Consider the following 20,909-nt stretch of genomic DNA (forward strand, 5'->3'; position numbering starts at 1 on the left):
TCCCGGCGACCGAGCGGGGGTTTCGGATGACGCCGGGCCGGCAAAGTTTTCCGCGCACTGACCCATCTGGGGTGCACCGCCACGCGAAGCACCCATGAGACGAGATCGACCAGACACAAGCCCGTCCGGCGAGCAATCAGTGCGAGCCGGAAGGGAGCGAAACACGGGGGGCGTGTCAGCGCCGGGGGTAATTCTCGGCTGCCGATCGTGAGCCGAACGGTCACCATGCTCCCCGGGCTCCGCAGTTCAGTCCGACAACTGCGGCCTGACGGCAAGTCCTCGACTCGGGGCCACCAGCCCCGTGAGCGATGACCGGAGTTCGAATCCCCCAGTCCGAGCCGGGTTCGACGCTGCCGTGCGGGCACGCACTCACAGGGGAGGCACGCGTGACCACAGACGACGCGGTCCGGAACACCGTTGCTACCGACATCGACACCGACCTGACGATCCCGATGACCGCCGCTCAGCGCGGCATCTTCTACGCCCAGCAGCTCGAGCCGGACGTGCCGATGACCATCGACGCGTTCGTCGAATTCCGCGGCGACACATCGGGTCCGCAGGGCGAGAGCGGTGACGACCCACTCGTCGACGTCGATCCGGACATCATGCAGCGTGCTGTCACCCTCACCGAGAGTGAGACCGAGGCCCCGCTGCTGCGGCTGATCCCGACCGACGACGGCGAACCGATGATGGTTCTCGACCGGTCGCAGCACGTGGTGCTGGGTCGACAGGACTTCTCAGACGCCGAGGACCCGCGCGCGGCCGCACTGGCCTGGATCGACCGCCGGCGAAGTGCCAGCTCAGACGTCTTCGCCGACAACATCCTCGAGACACACCTGCTCAAAGTGGGTCCCGGACACTCGATCTGGTATTGCCACGGTCACCACATCGGCTTCGACGGCTATGCCGCGATGTACATGATGCTTCGTGTCGCCTCGCATTACACGGCGATCGTGAACGGAACGCCGCCGCCGATCGCGGACACCGCGTCGATGGTCGACATCGCCGAGTTCGACCGCGAGTACCGTGCCTCCGCCAAGTTCGCCGAGGACCGCGAGCACTGGGCGTCCCATCTGGCCGATATGCCCGAGATGACCACTCTCACCAGCCTTTCCGCTCCGGCCGCGCCGTTGTCGGTCGTCCGATCGGCGGTCCTCGACGACACCCTCGTCGCCCGGATCCGCGAGCTCGGACACAGCCACCGGGTCCGGCCGGCGTCGGTCATCACCGCTGCGGTGGCCGCCTACGTCGCGCGCTACACCGACCGCGACGAGGCCATGCTGAGCCTGCCGGTCGCGGCCCGCGACCGCGACGTGCTGCGCACCTCGGCGGGTCTGACCTCCAACGTCGTCCCGTTGCGTATCGCGCTCCACGACGATTCCGCCACCGTGACCGATCTGCTGAAATCGGTCAACGCGGAGATCAAGTCCGCCGTCCGGCACCAGAAGTTCCGGCACGAGGACATCACCTCCCAGATCCTCGGGGCAGCGGGGGCGCGGCGTGGCTTCTTCGGCCCGCTCGTCAACGTCATGCTGTTCTTCCAGCACATCGACTTCGGCCCGCTCAAGGGCGAATTGCACGTCCTGTCCACCGGACCGATCGAGGACCTGTCGGTCAACGTGTACGACAGCCTCGACGGCGGGATGACCCTGGACCTCGAGGCGAATCCGAACATCTACCCGGACGACGACATCACCACCCACCACCGTCGTCTCGTCGACTTCGTGACCGCCTTCGTCGGTGCGCCCGGCGACACGAGGATGTCGGACCTGCACCTCCTGACCGACGCCGAACGCGAAGCGCTGCCCGAGCGCATGACCGGGGAACGGGTCGACCACGGCGCCACCACCCTCGTCGACCTGCTCGACGACGCGGCCCGGGCCCACCCCGACGAGACCGCGCTCACCGACGCGCGGGACGGGCGTTCGCTCACCCATCGCGAATTCACCGACGCGGCAACGCAGCTCGCGGCGGCACTCACCCGGCGCGGGATCGGTCCGGAGAGCGTCGTCGGCGTTCAGCTGCCCCGCAGCACGGACCAGATCCTGGCGCTGCACGCGGTGATCCGTGCCGGCGGCGCATTCCTGCCGATCGACCCGGCCGAGCCGGCCGACCGGCTCGGGCACATCCTCGAGGTGGCCGCCCCCGACCTCGTCATCACCGACACGGTGCTGGCCGAACTGCGTGCCGACAAAGGGGTCGCCGCGGCGACAACGCCCCCGGGCCCCGACACGGCCGCGTACGTGCTGTTCACCTCCGGTTCCACCGGCAAGCCGAAGGGCGTGGTCATCACCCACCGCGCCATCGTCAACCGCCTCGCGTGGATGCAGGCCCGCTACGAGCTCGCACCGGACGACCGGGTGCTGCAGAAGACCCCGTCCACCTTCGACGTGTCAGTCTGGGAGTTCTTCTGGCCGTTCACCACCGGCGCGGCAATGGTCGTACCGACTGCCGACGGTCATCGCGACCCCTGGTATCTGCGTGACGTGATCGCCGAACACCGCGTCACGACACTGCATTTCGTGCCCTCGATGCTCGCCGCCTTCACCGCGGCACTCGACGCCGACGATGCATCGGAGCTGACGAGCCTGCGCCGCATCTTCACCAGCGGTGAGGCTCTGACTCCCGCGACGGTCGGTGCCGCCGCGATGCTGACGTCCGCTCCGATCCACAACCTCTACGGCCCCACCGAGGCCGCGATCGACGTCACCCACCACGACCACTGCCGCGCCGACGTCCCGGTGATCCCGATCGGCTCCCCGGTGTGGAACACCGGTGTCCACGTGCTCGACCACCGCCTGCGGCCGCAACCGCCCGGCGCGATCGGCGAACTCTATCTCGGCGGCGTCCAGCTGGCCCGCGGCTACCGGTCGCGCGCGGACCTGACGGCATCGCGATTCGTCGCCTCGCCCGCGGCGCCGGGCGAACGGCTCTACCGCACCGGCGATCTCGTCCGTCTGAACGCCTCCGGCGAGCTGGAGTACCTCGGTCGCACCGACTCACAGGTCAAGATCCGCGGCCAGCGGGTCGAACTCGGCGAGATCGAGTCGACCCTCAGCCGGCTGCACGGTGTGACCGCCGCGGGCGTGGTCATCCGGGACGATCTGGTCGCCGGTGAGCCCACGATCGTCGGTTACGTCACCGGCACCGGACTCACCGACACTGACCTACGAGCCGGACTCCGAACCGCGCTACCGGATCACATGATCCCCACCGCGATCATGGTCCTCGACGCACTGCCCACCACCGCCAACGGCAAGCTCGACCGCCGTGCTCTGCCTCGGCCCGATCTGCGGACCCGCCGCGAGTTCGTCCCGGCCCGCACCGCGCTCGAGCGCTTCGTCGTGGCGACCGTCGCCGATGTGCTCGACCTGCGCGACGGCATGTCCGACGAGGTGGCGAACGAGGCTCCCGCCACGGCTCCGGCGTCGGTGTCGCTGAGCGACAACTTCTTCGAGATCGGCGGGACGTCACTGTCGGCGACACGGATGGCCTCGCGGCTGTCTCGCGCCATCGGCCATCGGATCGGGATCCGTACGGTGTTCGACGCCGACGACCTCGCCGGCCTAGTAGCGGCCCTCTCCGACCTGGGCGTCGACACCGATGAGCCGGCCGTCGGCTCCGCCTCGGTCCCCTCCGACGACACCGCCGGGCGGACCGTCTCCGGAGCCGTGCCGCTGTCCCCGGCCCAGCATCGGCTGTGGCTCGCGACACGGTTGGACCCCACGTCCTCGGCGACCTACAACATGCCGTTCACCGTCCGCTTCGTCGGCGCACTCGACACCGACGCACTCCGGACGGCCCTGGTCGACGTCGTCCGCCGACACGAGCCGCTGCGCAGCGTCGTCGCCGAGATCGACGGTGTGGCATGCATCTCCGCGATCGACCCGGACGCGGTCGACGTCGACCTGCCAGTCCTCGCGACCGGTGACGTCGCCCAGTGCCCGGACCGCGACTTCGCCTCGCTCCCCTTCGATCTGGCCGCCGAGATCCCCGTCCGTGCGCGCCTCGTCCGTACCGCCGACGACGATCATCGACTCACGATGGTCGTCCATCACATCGCGGCCGACGGCTGGTCGCTGGCCCCCCTCGCCGGCGACCTGGCCACGGCCTACCGCGCCCGCCGCGACGGCGCCGAGCCCGAATGGACGCAGCTGCCGGTCTCCTACTCGCAGACCAGCGCCGCACGTCACGCATGGCTCGACGAGAGTCCGCATGCCGCAGCCGAACTCGAGTTCTGGCGGGACACCCTCGACGGGGCGCCGGGCGAGACCGAGCTGCCCCTGGACCGTCCCCGAAGCCGGGATTCGGAGGTGACCGGCCGGTCCGGATCGTCGGTGACCTCGACCATCGACCCCGACACCTACGGCGCGATCCGGACCATCGCGACCGAGGCCGACGCCACGGTCTTCATGGTGCTCCACGCCTCGGTGGCGCTCCTGCTCCGTTCCCTCGCGCAGTCCTCGGACGTCATCATCGGCACACCGGTGTCCGGACGCGGCGACGCCGACCTCGACGACCTCGTGGGCATGTTCGTCAACACGCTGGCGTTGCGCACCGTCGTCGACAAGGACCTGCCGTTCGCCGACCTGGTGGCACATGTCCGGGACACCGATCTGAACGCGTTCGACAACGCCGACATGCCGTTCGACCGGCTGGTGACCGAACTGAACCCGGCCCGTTCGGGCAATGTCCACCCGTACTTCCAGGTGTCGATGGCCCTGGAGGACCGCTCCGCCATCCGGCTCGACTTCGCCGGGCTCTCGGCGACCGCATCCCGCGTGGACACCGGTCGCACCACCTTCGATCTGCAGTTCACGTTCACCGAGGTGCGCGGGGCGACCGGCGAGCCCGCCGGCCTCACCCTCGAGATCGGTTACGCCACCGCTCTCTTCGACCGGGACACGGTGGCCGGACTCGGTTCGCGCCTGGGCCGCATGCTGGAGGCGGCGACCGCGGACCCGAGCGCCCCGATCGGCGACCTGCCGGTGCTCGACCTGCACGAGCGTCTCGATCTCGTCCCGGCAGTCGGCGAAGGCCGCCGTCCGGTCGAGCACCTGACGCGGCTGCTGTCGGCGGCCGCGGAGTCCTCGCCGCACCGCGTCGCGGTGACCGACGGGATCCGGTCGCTGACCTACCGTGAACTCGACGCGGCGTCGAACCAGCTGGCGCGGGCGCTCATCGACGGTGGCGCCGGACCTGAGAACCATGTGGCCGTGGCACTTCCGCGCAGTGTCGAGTGGATTGTCGCGATGTGGGCGATCGCCCGCACCGGAGCCGCCTGGCTCCCGGTCGATCCCGCGTATCCGTCCGGCCGCATCGAACACATGCTGACCGACTCGGGCGCACGACTGCTCGTCACCGATCGGTCGTCCGATCCCGGCGCCGGGCCCGCTCTGAGCACAGTCGTCCTCGACGACCCCGCGATCCGCGAATGGATCGAAGCCGAATCAACGGATCCCATCGCGGACTCGGAGCGACGAGGCGTCCTCGACGTCGACCAGCCCGCCTACCTGATCTACACATCGGGGACCACCGGCACGCCCAAGGGCGTCGTCGTCAGCCACCGCGGACTCGCCGACTTCGGCGCGCAACAGGTTACGCAGTACGGGATCACGCCGACCAGTCGGACGATGCACATGGCGTCACCGAGTTTCGATGCGTCGGTACTCGAGATCCTGATGGCGGTCTCGGCCGGATCGACGATGCACATCGTTCCGCCGGGGATCGTCGGCGGCACCGAACTCGCCGAGCTGATGCGCGAAGCGCGGATCACACATGCCTTCCTCACGCCGTCGGTACTGACGACCATGACGCCGGACGACGTCCCCGATCTCGAGGCACTCGTCATCGGCGGCGAGCACCCGAACTCCGAGGTGGTCCGCACCTGGTCGACCGGCCCGAAGCTGTTCAACGCGTACGGTCCCACCGAGACCACCGTGGTGGCCGCGGTGTCGCCGCCGATCAGTCCCGACTACACGACGCTGACCATCGGCCGGCCCATCCGCGGCATCTCCGCGCTGGTCCTGGACGAGCGCCTGCGTCCGGTCGCCCCCGGCGCGATCGGCGAGTTGTACATCGCCGGTGAGCATCTCGCCCGCGGGTACCACGGCGTCCGACCGCTGACATCCAAACGCTTCATCGCCAACCCCTATGGCGATCCCGGCGAGCGCATGTACCGAACCGGCGACCTCGTCCGGTGGACCTCCGATCACGAACTCGAGTTCCGCGGGCGGGCCGACCATCAGACCAAGATCCGCGGGCATCGCATCGAACTCGGTGAGATCGACGCCGCCCTGGTCGCCGACGAGTCGGTGCGGGCGGCGGTCACCACCACGCACGGCGAGGGCGACCGCGCCCATCTCGTGTCCTACGTGACCGTGACCGCGGGCGCCCACGGGCAGGCCGCTGCGGTGCGAGACCGATTGGCACAGCGCCTGCCGCGGCACATGATCCCGTCGACGATCATCGAGCTCGACGAGATCCCCACGACCCCGATCGGCAAGGTCGACCTCCGGGCACTGCCCGCGCCGGAGCCGGGATCGGTGGACGGCGACGTGGCGTTCGTCGCGCCGCGCAACCCCCTGGAGCAGGCAGTCGCCGATCTGATCGCCGAGCGTCTCGAGCTGGAGCCGGGCACCATCGGCCGCGATCATGACTTCTTCGATCTCGGCGGCAACTCGTTGCTGGCGACCCAGATCGTCGGCGCACTCGAGAGTCTCACCGGGCGACGAATCCCCGTCCGCGAGGTCTTCGACCACTCGACCGTCGCCGGCATCGCCCGGCTCGGCGGCGCCGACGAGGGTGACACCGCCCTCGTCGAGGCGCGGACGCTCGCCGACCTCCGGCACGATCCGGACAGCCCGGCGCGACCGGGACCCGCGCAGCAGCAGCTCTGGTTCCTCAACCAGCTCGCGGGCGGTGCCGAGGCCGATCCGGGTCTAGCCGACTCCGACAACGGTTCGTCGACAGCCGATTACGCCATCGCCTTCGCGCTGGATCTGCGTGGCGATCTCGACGTGGACGCCCTCTCCGGCGCGCTCCGATACGCCGTCGACCGCCACGAGATGCTGCGCACCGTCTATCCCGAGCACGACGGGCGCCCCGACCTGGACGTACGTCCCACCGACGAGGTGCAGACCGAACTCACCGTCGTCGAGACGACTTCGGCGGAGTGGCCGGCCCAGGCGCAGGCGCTGGCGCGTCGTCCGTTCGACCTGACCGTCGACGTACCGCTGCGCGTCGCGCTGCACCGGATCGACAGTGACACCGCGCATCACAAGCTGACCCTCGTCATCCACCACATCGCGGCCGACGGTTGGTCGATGGTGCCGCTGCACCGCGACATCACCACCGCCTACGCCGAACTGCGGACGGCGGCCGAGAACGGTACCGAAGCCGCGGTCACCGCCGCTCCGCCGGCCCTGGACTATCGCGACTACCTGCGCTGGCAGGCCGATCACCTCGAGACCCGGACCGATCTGGCCGACCGGTGGCGACAGGACCTGGACGGGATCGATGTCGGTCCGATCCTCGTGCCCGACGCGCCGAGCGGGTCCGCCCGCACCGCGGGCGTGGTCGAGGTCGACTTCGACGCCGAACTGCGCAGCCGCCTGTCCGCACTGGGCGGCGGCCGGGCGACCGAATTCATGTGCGTGCATGCGGTGTTCGCCGCGCTGCTGCATCGGCTGAACGCCGACCCGGAGGTTCATGTCGCCGGTTCGGCGTCGGACATCGTGATCGGCACCCCCGTCGCCGGACGCGCCGATCCCCGGCTCGCCGACATCGTCGGCATGTTCGTGAACTCGGTCGTCCTCCGGACCCCGGTCGACGGGAGCCAGGGGTTCGCGGCCCTGCTCGACTCCGTCCGCAGCCGCGACCTGGACGCGCTGGCGGGCGCCGACATGCCGTTCGAGCAGATCGTCTCGATGCTCAATCCGCCTCGCACGGACCGGCATCCGATATTCCAGATCGCGCTGGCGTTCGACGCCGGGGTCTCTGACACCCTCGAACCGGACCACACCAGGGTTGATCTGCCCGGCCTGCAGGTCGTCGCCGAGGAGATCGAGACCGCGGCCGCCCGGTTCGACCTCGAACTGCGAATCCGCAATGGGCGCGCGCGGTTCACTTATGCGACCGATGTCCACACGCGCGAGCGCGTCAGCGAACTGGCCCGGATGTTCGTCGATCTCGCACGCGCGGTCGCCGCGGATCCGTCGACACCTCTCGACGACCTGGCCGTGACGGCCGATCTCGTGGACACCGCCGGGACCGCCGATCTCGCGGACTCCGCCGATCCAGCTGTGCGCGACCACCGCTCGATCGAGCCGCGGCATCTCGCCGACATTCTCGCCGACACCGTCATCGACCATTCCGATCGCGTGGCGGTCGAGGACGGAGACCGCACGCTGACCTACGCCGAGATCGATCGGATCTCCACGCGCTGGGCACTCACCCTGCGCGATCTCGGGGTCGGCACCGAGGACGTGGTCGCGATCGCCGTCGATCGCAGCCTGGAATCGGTGGTCGCCACATGGGCCGTGACGAAGGCGGGCGCGGCCGCATTGCCGGTCGACATGCGTTACCCGGCCGAGCGGATCGCCCACATGATCGCCGATTCGGGCGCCATCCTCGGCATCAGCAGCGCCGACCACCGTCGCGATGTGCCGCACGACATCTGGTGGCTGACCCCGGAGGATCTGCGCACCGGAGAGCGCGCGGGCTTCCGGCCCCCGGCCCGGCACCCGGATTCGATCGCCTACATCGTCTACACCTCCGGCTCCACCGGAAAACCGAAGGGCGTCAGCGTTTCCCATCGCGGCCTGGCCGCGTTCGCCCAGACCCAGCGGGAGCGGTACGAGGTCGGCCCCGGCGATCGCACCCTGCTGTTCGCCTCCCCCTCGTTCGACGCATCGATGCTGGAGTTCCTCCTCGCGGTCGAGTCCGGCGCGACGATGGTGGTGGCACCGACGACGATCTACGGTGGCGACGAACTCGTCGAGTTCCTCGACGAGCGCAAGGTGACCCACGCGTTCATCACGCCGTCGGCGCTCGCCGCCGCGGCACCCCATCCGCTCCCGCACCTGCGGACCCTCGGTGTGGGCGGCGAGGCCAGCACCCCGGAACTGGTGGCGCGCTGGGGAACCGGCCGTCGCTACATCAACTCTTACGGGCCGACCGAGACGACCATCGTCGCGACGATGTCGGCGCCGCTGCGCCCGGGTGAGCCGATCACCATCGGCACGCCGGTCCACGAGTGCACCGCACTCGTCCTCGACCACCGGTTGCGCCCGCTGCCCGACCACGTCCCCGGCGAGCTCTACCTCAGCGGGCCGGGAGTGGCACGGGGCTACCTGGGGCGCCGCAGTCTGACCGCCGGCCGGTTCGTGGCCTCCCCCGACGGAAACGGCGCCGTCATGTACCGCACCGGTGACATCGTGCACCGCGACGCCGACGGCGCGCTGACCTACCACGGTCGCAGTGACAACCAGGTGAAGGTCCGCGGTTTCCGCATCGAACTCGACGAGGTGAGTGCGGCACTGGCGGCCGTGGACGGAATCGACTTCGCCACCACCGTCGTCCGCGGCGAGAGCGCATCGGCCACCCTGGTCGGTTACGTGACGCGGTCGGGCGGGGCGGCCGGCACTGCAGACGCCCCGGAAACAGTGGACAGCGCAAAGGTGTTGGAGTCGGTCCGCAGCCGCCTGCCGCGCCACATGGTCCCGTCCGCGATCGTCGTGCTGGACGAGATCCCGCTGACCGGCAACGGCAAGCTCGACCATCGGGCACTGCCGGAGCCGTCGGCGAGCAGCATGTCGTCCGTCGGTCGCGCACCGCGCGGTGATGCCGAGACCGCACTGGTCGGCATCGTCGCCGACGTGCTCGGCCTCGCCCGCGAGGAGATCGGAGCCACCGACGACTTCTTCCTGCTGGGTGGCACCTCGCTGCAGGCGACCACCCTGGTCAGTCGGATCAACCGGGTGTCGGCCGACGGTCGCCTCCGCGTCCGGGACGTCTTCGACCACCCGACCGCCGAAGCCCTCGCGGACCTGATCAGCCTGCCGGCCGACTGGGTACCGACCGCGGAGTCCGACGAGTCGTCGGGTCGCCCGGTCCGACGGGAGACATTCCCGCTCGCGCCGGTCCAGCGCCGCCTGTGGTCGCTGGCGGCGGCCGACCCCGGGTCGACCGAGTACCTGATGCCCTTCGTCCTGCGACTGACCGGGGACATCGATCTCGCGGCCCTCCGCGGTGCACTCACCGATGTCGTCGCCCGGCACACCAGCCTGCGGACGGTCTTCGAGGCGGTCGACGGGACACCGACGGGCCGGGTGCTCGACGATCCCGCGGCCGTCGTCGGCTCGCTGACCCCCGTCGTCCCCGCGGACCCCGACGCGCTGATGAGCGAGATCGCGCGCCTCGCGTCGACGCCCATCGACCCGACCACCGAGGCGCCCTTGCGTGCCACGGTCGTCGCCGACCCCGGTGCGCGTGGCGAGACCGCGACGCACATCCTCTTGCTCGTCGTGCATCACATCGCCGCCGACGGCGCGTCGTTGCCGACCCTCGTCGGCGACCTGGCGCAGGCCTACCGAGAACGACGCGCCGGCCGCGCCGAGACCTGGGATGCGGCCGCTCTCGACTATCGCGACCACGCCGTCGAGAGTGCGACGGCGCCCGCGGCGACCGACGAGCTGGGATTCTGGACCGATCACCTGGCAGGTGCTCCCGCCGAGAGCACGGTGGAACCGGTCGGCGGCGGCAGACGTGGTTCGGGTGCCCGGTCGGTGAGTCTGCCGCTCCCGGCACACACCCGGGCGGGCCTCACCGCCTTCGCCCGTGAACAGTCGACGACGCCGTTCTCCGTCCTGCACACCGCACTGGCGATCCTGCTGCACCGTCTGGGCGTCGGCGATGACCTGGTCATCGGCAGTCCGGTCGACAACCGCACCGGGATGACCGGCGTCGACCGTGACTACAGCGGCGTGGTCGGCATGTTCGTCAACATGGTGCCGCTGCGCAGCCACCTGCGCAGCGCGGAGACCGTCGCCGCACTGGTCCGCCGGACCCGCGACACCGACATCGACGCCCTCGATCACCGCGGGGTGCCCTTCGACGACATCGTGACCGCGCTCAATCCCGAACGCGCGCACGGTCGACACCCGCTCTTCCAGGTGGCGTTGTCGGTGCACGACTTCGCCGGTGGCGCGCCGACCCCGGAGGGCGGTGCTGATTCCCTCGCCGGGACCGCCGTTCCGATGGACGACGACCTGATGGCCGAGGTGGCCGAATTCGAGTCCCTCGCCGCCAAGTTCGACCTGCAATTCACCGTCACCGGCCTGGGCGCGACCGACTCCGACACCGACGCCGCCGTCCAGATCACCTACGACGCGGCGCGATACGGCCACGACGACGCCCAGATGCTGGGAACGCGGCTCATGCGCGTGTTGCGCGGCATGCTCGGCGACCCCGGACGCGCGATCGGCGACATCCGCATCACCGACCCCCTCGAGGTGGCCGAGCGCACCCCCGCTCTCGGACCGCGCGGCAACGCACCGACGACGCTGGACGTGCTGATCGCCGATGCGGTGCGGCGGCACCCCGACGGGCTCGCCGCGATCGGGCAGCCCACCGCGGACGGCGAGGGCCCCGAGACGCTCACCTACGCCGAACTCGACGCCCGCTCGAACCGGCTGGCCCGGGTCCTCCTGGGCCGCGGGGTGGGGGCCTACTCGCGCTCGGACGACGAGCCGGGCACCGAGGGACCCGACGTCCGGTCGTCCCGCGAACCGGTGGTCGCGATGGCGATCAGCCGTTCCATCGACTCCCTGGTGGCGATCTGGGCGATCGTGAAGGCCGGCGCCGCATACGTTCCCATCGACCCCGAGTATCCCGCCGACCGCATCGCGCACATGCTCGACGACAGCGGCGCGCAACTGGTCGTGACGACCTCGTCGTCGTGGGAACGCATCGCGGAGAGCTCGGCCGGGAGCGAGGTACCGACCCTCGTACTGGACGCCGCGTCGACCCGGACCCGCATGAAGCACTCCTCGCCGGCGCCGATCACCGACGCCGAGCGGGCGTCGACGATCCGCCCGGATCAGTTGGCCTACATCATCTACACGTCGGGATCGACCGGTAAGCCCAAGGGCGTCCTGGTCCCGCACAGCGGGTTGCGCGCGGTGCACGACGAACTCGCGGAACGGATGAACCCCGGACCCACGTCCCGCGTGTTGCACTTCGCCTCACCGAGTTTCGACGCCTCCGTGCTGGAGATGCTGCTCGCGCTGGCCGGTTCGTCGGCACTGACCATCGTCGAACCCCACGTCTACGGCGGCACCGCGCTCAGCGATGTGATCAGGACGCGCCATGCGACGCATGCGTTCATCACCCCCGCCGCGGTCGCCAGCATGGACCCCGCCGCCGTGCCGTCACTGCGCGCACTCGCGGTCGGTGGCGAGGCCTACGGAACCGACCTCGTGCGGCGCTGGTCGCCCGGTCGCACGATGATCAACGTCTACGGACCCACCGAGACGACGATCATCACGACCGGCAGCCGGTCGCTGACCCCGAACACGCCGCTGACGATCGGCACGCCGAACAACGGCGTCGGCGCGCTCGTCCTCGACGATCGGCTGCATCCGGTGCCGCCCGGCGTCACCGGCGACCTGTACCTGACGGGCGTGCAGCTCACGCGCGGTTATCACCGTCGGCCCGGCCTCACCGCGGTCCGATTCGTCCCGGCTCCGATGGTCACCGGGCCCAGGTTCGCCGGCCAACGGATGTACCGCACCGGCGATCTGGTCCGCTGGACCGACGACGGGCAGCTCGTCTACGTCGGCCGCAGCGATTCCCAGGTGCAGGTCCGCGGATTCCGCATCGAACTGGGTGAGATCGACGACGCGCTCGCCGCCGAACCCGACGTCGACTTCGCCGTGACACTCGTGGACGGCACCGGGGCCCAGGCGATCCTGCGCAGCTACGTGACCGCGACGCGCGGGCACGAACCCGATCCCGCCGACCTGCGGCGCCGGGTGGGACGACGGCTGCCGCGGCACATGGTGCCGGTGTCCGTCTCCGTGCTCGAGAACATTCCGCTGACCCCCACCGGCAAACTCGACCGCGCGGCGCTGCCGACCCCGGCCGTCTCCGCCTCGGGCCGGGCGCCGGCCCCCGGGACCGAGACGACCATCGCCCGCGTCTTCGCGGAGGTGCTCGAGGTCGACCTCGATGCCATCGGTGCCGACGACGGATTCTTCGACCTGGGTGGCAACTCCCTGATGGCCACCGCCGTGACCGGCAAGCTGAGCGAGCTCACCGGACAGCACCTGGCGGCGCAATCGCTGTTCGGGGCCCCGAGTCCCGCCGAACTCGCCGAGCTGCTCGACGGAGGGGCGCACTCCGACGGGGACACCGGACCGTCGGCCTCCGGTCTCGACACCCTCCTGCCGTTGCGCCGCACCAGCAGCGACGCCGGAAGCGATGCTCCCGCACCGCTCTTCGTGGTCCACCCGGCGATCGGACTGTCCTGGAGCTTCACCTCCCTGCTGCCCCACCTGCCTGCCGACCGCGCGGTCTACGGCCTACAGCACCCGGCGTTCGCCGGTGATCCGTGCCCGCAGACGATCGCCGACCTCGCCCAGGTGTACGTGGCGAAGCTGCGCACGGTGTCACCGGAGGGGCCGTACCACCTGCTCGGGTGGTCGCTGGGCGGGTTGATCGCCCACGAGATGGCCGTGCAACTCCAGGAGGCCGGCGAGACCGTCGAGCAACTCGTCGTGCTCGACAGTTACGTCGTCGCCGAACGGCCCGACCTCGACACCGAGGCGTCGATCGCAGAACTCATGCGCGAGTTCGGACTCGACGTCCCCGACGGTGGCGAGGAGGGCACCGAGCCCTCGGTCGCGGACGCGTTCCGCGTCATCTCCGCGGCGGGCGGCGCGCTCGGTGGCTTGTCCGAGGAGACGCTCACGACCGTGCACGAGGTGTTCCGCCACGCGTCCCCACTCGCCCGGAACTGGCGACCCCGGGTCTTCGACGGCGACCTCACCTTCGTCACCGCGACCGTGGACGCGCACGACGGCCCGCCGGCGGTCACCGACTGGCGCAGCAAGGTCACCGGTCGCGTCGTCGAGGTCCAGGCGACCAGCACCCACGCACGCATGTTGCTGCCGGAGAACGTCTCCGAGTGGCTGACCGCAATCGAATCAGGCCCGATCGAACCAGACCCGGGCACACCGGGAATCGCAGCACAGGAGGAGGAATCATGACGAACCCGTTCGACGACACAGAGGGGACCTTCCGCGTCCTCGTCAACCACGAGAACCAGCATTCCTTGTGGCCGGACTTCGCCCCCGTCCCCGACGGTTGGACCGTCGTGTTCGGTCCGTCGGGTCACGACGAGTGCCTCGAGTATGTCGAAGAGAACTGGCGAGACATGCGGCCCGCCAGCCTGATCCGCGCGATGGAACGTTCGCAGAACAGTGAGAGGGAGGCCACACATGGGGCGGCACAGTATGGCTGACATGACGTCGGCCGAAACCACTCCGGCGACCAACTCGTCGCCGACCGGTCCGGCCACGGTTCCCGGCGAGACATCCACCGAGGGCGTCGCCCCTGCCCGCAACGCCCTCGAGCTCCGCGGTCTGCGAAAGACCTTCCGCACCGGGCTGTTCGGCCGAGGTCGCCGCGTCCATGCCCTCAACGGCCTGGACCTGACCGTGCCCGCCGGCACCGTGCACGCGCTGCTCGGCCCCAACGGAGCCGGCAAGACCACCACCGTCCGCGCAGTCGCGACGCTGATGAAGCCCGACGAGGGCAGCGTCGTGGTCGACGGCGTCGACGCCCTCGCCGATCCCGGCGCCGCCCGCAAGATCATCGGCGTGTCCGGGCAATACGCCGCCGTCGACGGGAACCTGACCGGTTTCGAGAACCTGCGGATGGTCGGTCAGCTGTACGGACTCTCCCGGGGCGAGGCCTCGGCACGGGCGCGCGAACTGATCGCCGACCTCGCCCTGCAGGACGCCGCCGACCGCCCGATGCGTACCTACTCCGGCGGCATGCGCCGCCGGCTCGATCTCGCCGGCGCCCTGATCAACCGACCGTCCTTGGTCATCCTCGACGAACCGACGACGGGACTGGATCCCCGCGGGCGACGCCAGATGTGGGAGGTCATCACCGAACAGGTCGCGAACGGCGCAACGGTCCTGCTCACGACGCAGTATCTGGAAGAGGCCGACGCTCTGGCCGACGAGATCACCGTCATCGACCACGGGACGATCCGGGCCCAGGGCAGTGCCGCCGACCTCAAGGCCTCCACCGGTGCGTCGATCCTCACCATCGAGGTGCGTTCCGACGGGACCGCTCACGACGAACTGGTCGCCACGACCCTCGCCGAGGTCGGACTCGGCATGCCCGAACGACTCGACGAGTCGGATCGCTCCGACCGCGAACCCGGCCCGGCACACAGCGACAACACACGGTGGTCCCTGCCGGTCAGCGACGGGAGCCGTAGCGCGGTCGCCGCCGTCCGGGCGCTCGACGCCGCCGGAATCGTCGTCGTCGACGCCACCGTCGCCACGCCGACCCTCGACGATGTGTTCCTGGCCCTCACCGAGCGGGACACGCCAGGAAGCGATGGCGGCAGTGACCCCGGTGGCGACACACCGACCACAGCCGATGCCGAGACCACCGTCATCCCGAGGGTGGCCGACGCCGATCCCGACCTGTCCCACGCCCCGACGACCCGAACGGACCGACTCCATGCTCACTGACACCGCAGTGCTGGTCGAGCGGAACCTGCTCACCGTCAAGCGAATTCCCACCCTGCTCATCAGTGCCACCATCCAGCCGCTGATGTTCGTCTTCCTGTTCGCGTACGTCTTCGGCGCGACCTTCGGCGGGGGTTCCTACCGGGAATTCCTGATGGCCGGCATCTTCACGCAGACCGTCGTCTTCAACGCCGCCTTCACCACGGTCGGCCTGGCCAACGACACCTCCGACGGCATCGTCGACCGGCTGCGGTCGCTACCGATGTCCCGGTTGGGCGTCATCAGCGGCCGTGTCACCTCGGACATGCTCCTGGGCGTCGTCGGCCTCGCGGTGATGGTCGCGTGCGGGCTCGCGATCGGCTGGCGGGTCCAGGGCAGTGCCGGCGACGCCGCCCTCGCCTTCGGCATCATCGGACTGTTCGCGCTCGCCATGGCGTGGGTGGGTGCGGTGACCGGTCTCGCCGCGCCGAATGTCGAAGCCGCACAGAGCATCGGGTTCTTGTGGATGTTCCCGGTCACGTTCCTGTCGAGCGCGTTCATCTCCGCCCAGAGCCTGCCGGGTCCGCTGCGCGCGATCGCCGAGTGGAATCCGGTGACGGCAGTGGCGACCGCGTCCCGGCAGCTCTTCGGCAACGAGGCACCGCCGACCTTCCCCGAGGCCACCGGATGGGTCGCCGACCACGCGGTCGGATACTCGGTGGGATCGGCACTGGTCATACTGGCGGTGTGCATACCCGCCTCGCTCATCCTGTACCGCCGCGCCGCCAACCGGTGATCTGCAGGTCAGTGATCCATGGATTCGCGATCGGTAGCCCCGGGATCGACGATCACCCGAGAAATCCCTACGTCTTCGTTACCGTGGAACCGTGACACCGGACGATGGCAACGCGGCCACCGACGCGCACCACGGACGCGGGGGCGAAGCACAGATGCTGCGGGAGTTGCTGGCCGCAGCCGCGACAGGCGATCGGACCGCGTTCTCCACGCTGTACGACCGCACGAGTTCACGGATCTACGGACTCGCGTTCCGCGTCGTGCGGGACCGTCAGTACGCGGAGGAGATCGTCCAGGAGGCGTACCTGCAGTACTGGCAGAAGGCCGGCGAGTACCAGCCCGGGCGCGGTTCGGTCATCACATGGATGATGACCATCGCCCACCGGCGGGCCGTCGACCGCGTCCGATCCGAGGAGCTGCAGCAACAGCGCATGTCGCAGTACGGCGCGGTCTCGGTGGAGACACCGCGGAACATACCGCTCGAGGTCGTTGTGCAGACCGACGAGGCGCGTACGCTACGAACATGTCTCGGCACGCTCACGGAACTGCAACGGAGCTGCATCGAGATGTCGTATTTCGGGGGCCTGACCTATCCCGAGGTCGCCCGGCACACCGATACCCCCTTGCCCACCATCAAATCTCGGATTCGAGATGGCCTGCGTCGGTTGAGAACCTGCCTGAAGACGCACGAGGACGCCTGATCCCACAATGACCACATCCGATACGACCGGGGACCGCGGGGCCACCTGGCTCGACGACCACGTCGAATTGTTCGCCGTCGGCGCGCTGACCCCCGACGAGACCAGACGCGTCGAGTCAGAACTCGCCGCACTTCCACCCCACGAGCGGGCGGAACACGACGCCCAGATCGCCGACATCCAGGCGGCCATGGCGGGTTTCGCGACGACGTATGCGCTCGACGCACCGCCCGAACTCCGGGACCGGGTGCTGCAGCACGTCTTCGAGGGTGCGGCGCTGACCCCGGAGGCCTACGTACCCTCGGGCATCGATCCGGGCCCGCAGAACCCGGCCGCCGCGGTCGATCCCGTCCCGCCGGTCGCACCCGCGGGAACGGGCCGATCCGGCGAGAGCGACCTCGCGCCGCCGCCGCCGGTCGAATTGCGGCCCCGCGACTCGCGCCACGGACAGCATCGATCGGGTGGAACCGCGCGGCGCCCGGCACGCGCAACGGCGATCCTGGCGGCCGCGGCGGTGACCGTGGCCGTGGCGCTGGGGGCAGGCGTGCTCATCGGTCGCACCACCGCCCCCGAGTCGTCCACCTCGTCGACGGCGCTCAGCGACTCCCAGCGTGAGGTGCTCGGGGTACTCACGGCCGCGGACGCGTCCGTGAGCGTCGAGCCATTGGCCGACGACCGGGGCACCATCGCGGTGGTGACGTCCGAATCGGCCGACCAGGCGGTCGCGCTCCTGCGGGACCTGCGCACGCCGATCCCGGCCGACAGCACCTACCAGTTGTGGCTGGTGGGAGGCGCACCGCAACCGGTGTCGGCCGGACTGATCCCCGGGGACGACACCGCCCCGGTGGTGGTGGACGACGTGCGTGGGTCGAGCGTGCTCGCGGTCACCATCGAACCGGCCGGCGGTTCGCCGCAGCCGACGACACCGATCCTGGCCCAGGTCGCCCTCTAGGCCGGCGAGAATTCGATCCTTCGGGTGACAGCCCTGGCGATCTCCGCTCGTATCGTTCTTCTGTGTGCGGACGATCCATAGACTGTGGGGCCGGCACGTCGGCGCGTCCGGCCCGACGGGATCTCGAGAACGAGTAGGTGCGATGTGAACGGAATCGGTCGTCGGGAACAGCGGCAGCGACATCCCGGCGGGTGGCGAGTCCTCGCCGGGTTGCTGACGGTGGGTGCGGTCATCGCGGGCCTCGCGACCGCTCCCGGGGCCCCGGCGATCGCCGCGCCGTCGTCCCCCGACGGTTCCCGCATCGTCGACTCCTACACCGATGACCCGCAGCAGGTGACGCTGCTCGTCCACTCCGCCTCGATGAACCGCACGGTCCCGGTCACGGTGCTCACGCCACGGGATCGGACCCGGCCGGCACCCACCCTGTACCTACTCAACGGCGCCGGTGGCGGGGAGGACTCCGCGACCTGGGACGCACGGACCACCTACAAGCGGTACTTCGCCGACCGGCACGCTTATGTCGTCACCCCGATCGGTGGCGCCTACTCGTACTACACCGACTGGCAGCGCGACGATCCCGCTCTCGGCCGCAACAAATGGCAGACCTTCCTCACGAAGGAACTGCCGCCCCTGATCGACGACGAGTTCGACACCACCGGCGTCAACGCGATCGCGGGGATCTCGATGGCGGGAACCTCGGTGCTCAATCTCGCCATCGCCGCCCCCGGGTTGTACCGATCCGTCGCCGCCTTCAGCGGGTGCGCTCGGACCAGCGACCCGGCCGGCCAGCAGTACATCCGATTGGTCGTCGAGGACCGCGGTCAAGCGGACATGACCAACATGTGGGGCCCGCTCGACGGTCCCGGCTGGCGAGCCAACGATCCGTACCTGAACGCGGCGAAACTGCGCGGCAGCAAGGTCTACATGACGACCGGGACGGGAGCACCGGGTGTCCACGAGCAGCTGACCGACCCGAGTATCGCGGGCGACGGTTTCACGCTGGCGAACCAGGCGATCGTGGGCGGCGGGATCGAGGTCGCCATCGACATCTGCACCCGGCAGATGGTCGAGCGTATGCGTGCGCTCGACGTCCCGGTCGAGGTGAACTTCCGCCCGACCGGCACCCACTCATGGGGTTACTGGCAGGACGACCTGTACCGGACCTGGCCGCGTATCGAACGCGACCTGCGCTGAGCGCTCAGTATTCGAGGGCCAGGCCTCACCACTGGTCGAGACCGGTGTAACCGTCCTGGAGTGCTCGCGCGAAAAGGTGGGTTTTCGTCGGCGCACTTCGCCCGACCGCGGTGTACTTCGCCCGGATGCGCGCAAGGTGCGTGCTCACCGTGGACGCCGAGATGAAGAGTCGTGCGGCGGCATCTTCTTTGGACTCGGCGGCTAGCCAGGCGAGCAGAACCTCGACCTCCCGGTCCGACAGACTCGGACGTGTCACTGCCGCTGAGCGTTCGACGGGAACCAGGTAATCAACCGGCTTGGAACGTTGCCGTGGCACGACTCCGTGCCGCGGTGCGGCCGCCGTCCCGGCTCGGAAGATATCTGAAGTGACCGTCATTGTTCCCATCCCCTGTTCAGACCGGCGCTATCTCGTGTGTCCCCGACGCCCCAAATCAATCTGTTTCAACGTTAAGACGGCGTAGTAACTGTCGGTAGACCCAGAAATGGGGACTCGACTCCCGCGGCCATGCCGTCAGCCATGTCTCGTTCGCCCCCAGGCCCCGTCGGGTGTTGACCGTCCCTCGTGCCGGTACCGCTGCGGCACCGGGAGCCATCCGTCTTCGACGGCACGCTTGAAGAGATCCACCTTGGTGCGCGTCGGCCGCCCGGCGTCCGCATACTTCTGGCGAATCCGCTTGAGGTACTCGTTGACCGTCTCCGCGGAGACCCCGAGAGCAGCCCCGACTCGGGCCGACGTCTCGCCGGACGCGTACAGCGCCAACACTTTCTGCAACTGAGGCGACAGGTCGACAGTCGCCAGTTCGGGGTCGCCGTCTATAGCGGCAGCCCATTCTGTGGTGAGGACCGCCCGGCCGTCGGCGGCCGCCCGGATGGCGTCGATGATGACCGACTCGTCCGCCGACTTGAGCACCACGCCGAGCGCTCCGGCGCGCGCCGCCGATCTCAACAGCGCCGGATGCTCTCCAGAGGTGTACACGACGGTGGCCACTCCGGCCGCCGACAATGCGTTGACGTTCTCGCGGGGCGTGGTGCCGTCGTCGAGACGGAGGTCCAGCAGGACCACGTCGAGCTGCATGACACTGAGCACGCCGGCAACCGTCGTCGCCGAGCAGACCAACGAGATGTCCGAAACCGGGTCCAACACTCGTTCGATTCCCCAGATCGGGGACCGATGGTCGTCGACCATTCCAACCCGGATCGCTGCATGACCCTCCGACGAATCCTCGTCGATCAAGGTCGTCTGCTCGTCGTTCACCAACACCCCCACGAGGCACATGCGAGACTCTCAGCCTTTACTCAGCTTCACGTTACTGAAACCTCGACCAAAGCTACGTGCCGAGTCGGACATATCACCCGTCGGAGTGCGAAACTGCACCAACTGGTCCCGATCTGACAGCTGGCGTGTCCACATTCTTGGGGACACCACCCGGATGGGTGCCGCCGGGAGCGAAGGCATGCAAGACTAGAACATGTTCTAAAAGGGTGATCGTGCCGGCGCCAGCCGGCGACAAACCGACCAGC

At 69.5% G+C, this 20,909-nt stretch carries 9 protein-coding genes; 7 read left to right on the forward strand and 2 right to left on the reverse strand.

All coding sequences use genetic code 11. From position 1 onward, the window contains the following. The first annotated feature begins 386 nt into the window (after window positions 1-386). From ACFUEJ_RS07155 to ACFUEJ_RS07185, 7 genes are all read left to right on the forward strand, one after another. On the forward strand, window positions 387-14,270 hold the full coding sequence (locus ACFUEJ_RS07155; RefSeq protein WP_388028329.1) for an amino acid adenylation domain-containing protein: 13,884 nt from the start codon (window positions 387-389) through the stop codon (window positions 14,268-14,270). Beyond that, on the forward strand, window positions 14,267-14,524 hold the full coding sequence (locus tag ACFUEJ_RS07160; protein WP_137809561.1) for an MbtH family protein: 258 nt from the start codon (window positions 14,267-14,269) through the stop codon (window positions 14,522-14,524). The genes ACFUEJ_RS07155 and ACFUEJ_RS07160 overlap by 4 nt, the downstream gene beginning before the upstream one ends. Beyond that, window positions 14,502-15,773, forward strand: coding sequence for an ABC transporter ATP-binding protein (locus ACFUEJ_RS07165; RefSeq protein WP_388028332.1), 1,272 nt, complete (start codon window positions 14,502-14,504; stop codon window positions 15,771-15,773). Before ACFUEJ_RS07160 ends, ACFUEJ_RS07165 begins: the two co-directional genes overlap by 23 nt. Then, complete coding sequence (locus ACFUEJ_RS07170; protein ID WP_058252001.1) at window positions 15,763-16,545, forward strand: ABC transporter permease; 783 nt, start codon at window positions 15,763-15,765, stop codon at window positions 16,543-16,545. The genes ACFUEJ_RS07165 and ACFUEJ_RS07170 overlap by 11 nt, the downstream gene beginning before the upstream one ends. Before the next feature lie 91 nt (window positions 16,546-16,636). Beyond that, window positions 16,637-17,245, forward strand: coding sequence for an ECF RNA polymerase sigma factor SigK (sigK, locus tag ACFUEJ_RS07175; RefSeq protein WP_388028335.1), 609 nt, complete (start codon window positions 16,637-16,639; stop codon window positions 17,243-17,245). A 7-nt stretch (window positions 17,246-17,252) separates the two neighbouring features. After that, entirely contained in the window at window positions 17,253-18,194 is a 942-nt protein-coding gene (locus tag ACFUEJ_RS07180) for an anti-sigma factor (protein ID WP_388028338.1), read from the forward strand. Between the two features lie 144 nt (window positions 18,195-18,338). Next, a complete protein-coding gene (locus ACFUEJ_RS07185) occupies window positions 18,339-19,388 on the forward strand; it encodes an alpha/beta hydrolase (protein WP_388028340.1) in 1,050 nt (349 codons plus the stop codon). A 25-nt stretch (window positions 19,389-19,413) separates the two neighbouring features. On the opposite strand, the gene ACFUEJ_RS07190 is transcribed toward ACFUEJ_RS07185, so the two are convergent. Together ACFUEJ_RS07190 and ACFUEJ_RS07195 are read right to left on the reverse strand one after the other, a co-directional pair. Next, window positions 19,414-19,764: a response regulator transcription factor gene (locus ACFUEJ_RS07190; RefSeq protein WP_388028343.1), complete on the reverse strand. Its 351-nt coding sequence runs from the start codon at window positions 19,762-19,764 to the stop codon at window positions 19,414-19,416. Window positions 19,765-19,899: 135 nt separating this feature from the next. Further along, the gene (locus tag ACFUEJ_RS07195) at window positions 19,900-20,574 is read right to left on the reverse strand and encodes a LuxR C-terminal-related transcriptional regulator (RefSeq protein WP_226514275.1); all 675 of its coding nucleotides are present in this window, start codon (window positions 20,572-20,574) and stop codon (window positions 19,900-19,902) included. Window positions 20,575-20,909: the final 335 nt, after the last annotated feature.

The sequence above is a fragment of the Gordonia sp. NPDC057258 genome (genome assembly GCF_042668985.1).
Classification (GTDB): domain Bacteria; phylum Actinomycetota; class Actinomycetes; order Mycobacteriales; family Mycobacteriaceae; genus Gordonia; species Gordonia hongkongensis.

Bases quoted from the DNA above. Each gene is read 5' to 3' on its own strand.
- ACFUEJ_RS07195 (WP_226514275.1), bottom strand. From the start codon at position 20,574: ATGGTCGACGACCATCGGTCCCCGATCTGGGGAATCGAACGAGTGTTG.
- ACFUEJ_RS07190 (WP_388028343.1), bottom strand. From the start codon at position 19,764: ATGACGGTCACTTCAGATATCTTCCGAGCCGGGACGGCGGCCGCACCG.
- ACFUEJ_RS07160 (WP_137809561.1), top strand. From the start codon at position 14,267: ATGACGAACCCGTTCGACGACACAGAGGGGACCTTCCGCGTCCTCGTC.
- ACFUEJ_RS07170 (WP_058252001.1), top strand. From the start codon at position 15,763: ATGCTCACTGACACCGCAGTGCTGGTCGAGCGGAACCTGCTCACCGTC.
- ACFUEJ_RS07165 (WP_388028332.1), top strand. From the start codon at position 14,502: ATGGGGCGGCACAGTATGGCTGACATGACGTCGGCCGAAACCACTCCG.
- ACFUEJ_RS07180 (WP_388028338.1), top strand. From the start codon at position 17,253: ATGACCACATCCGATACGACCGGGGACCGCGGGGCCACCTGGCTCGAC.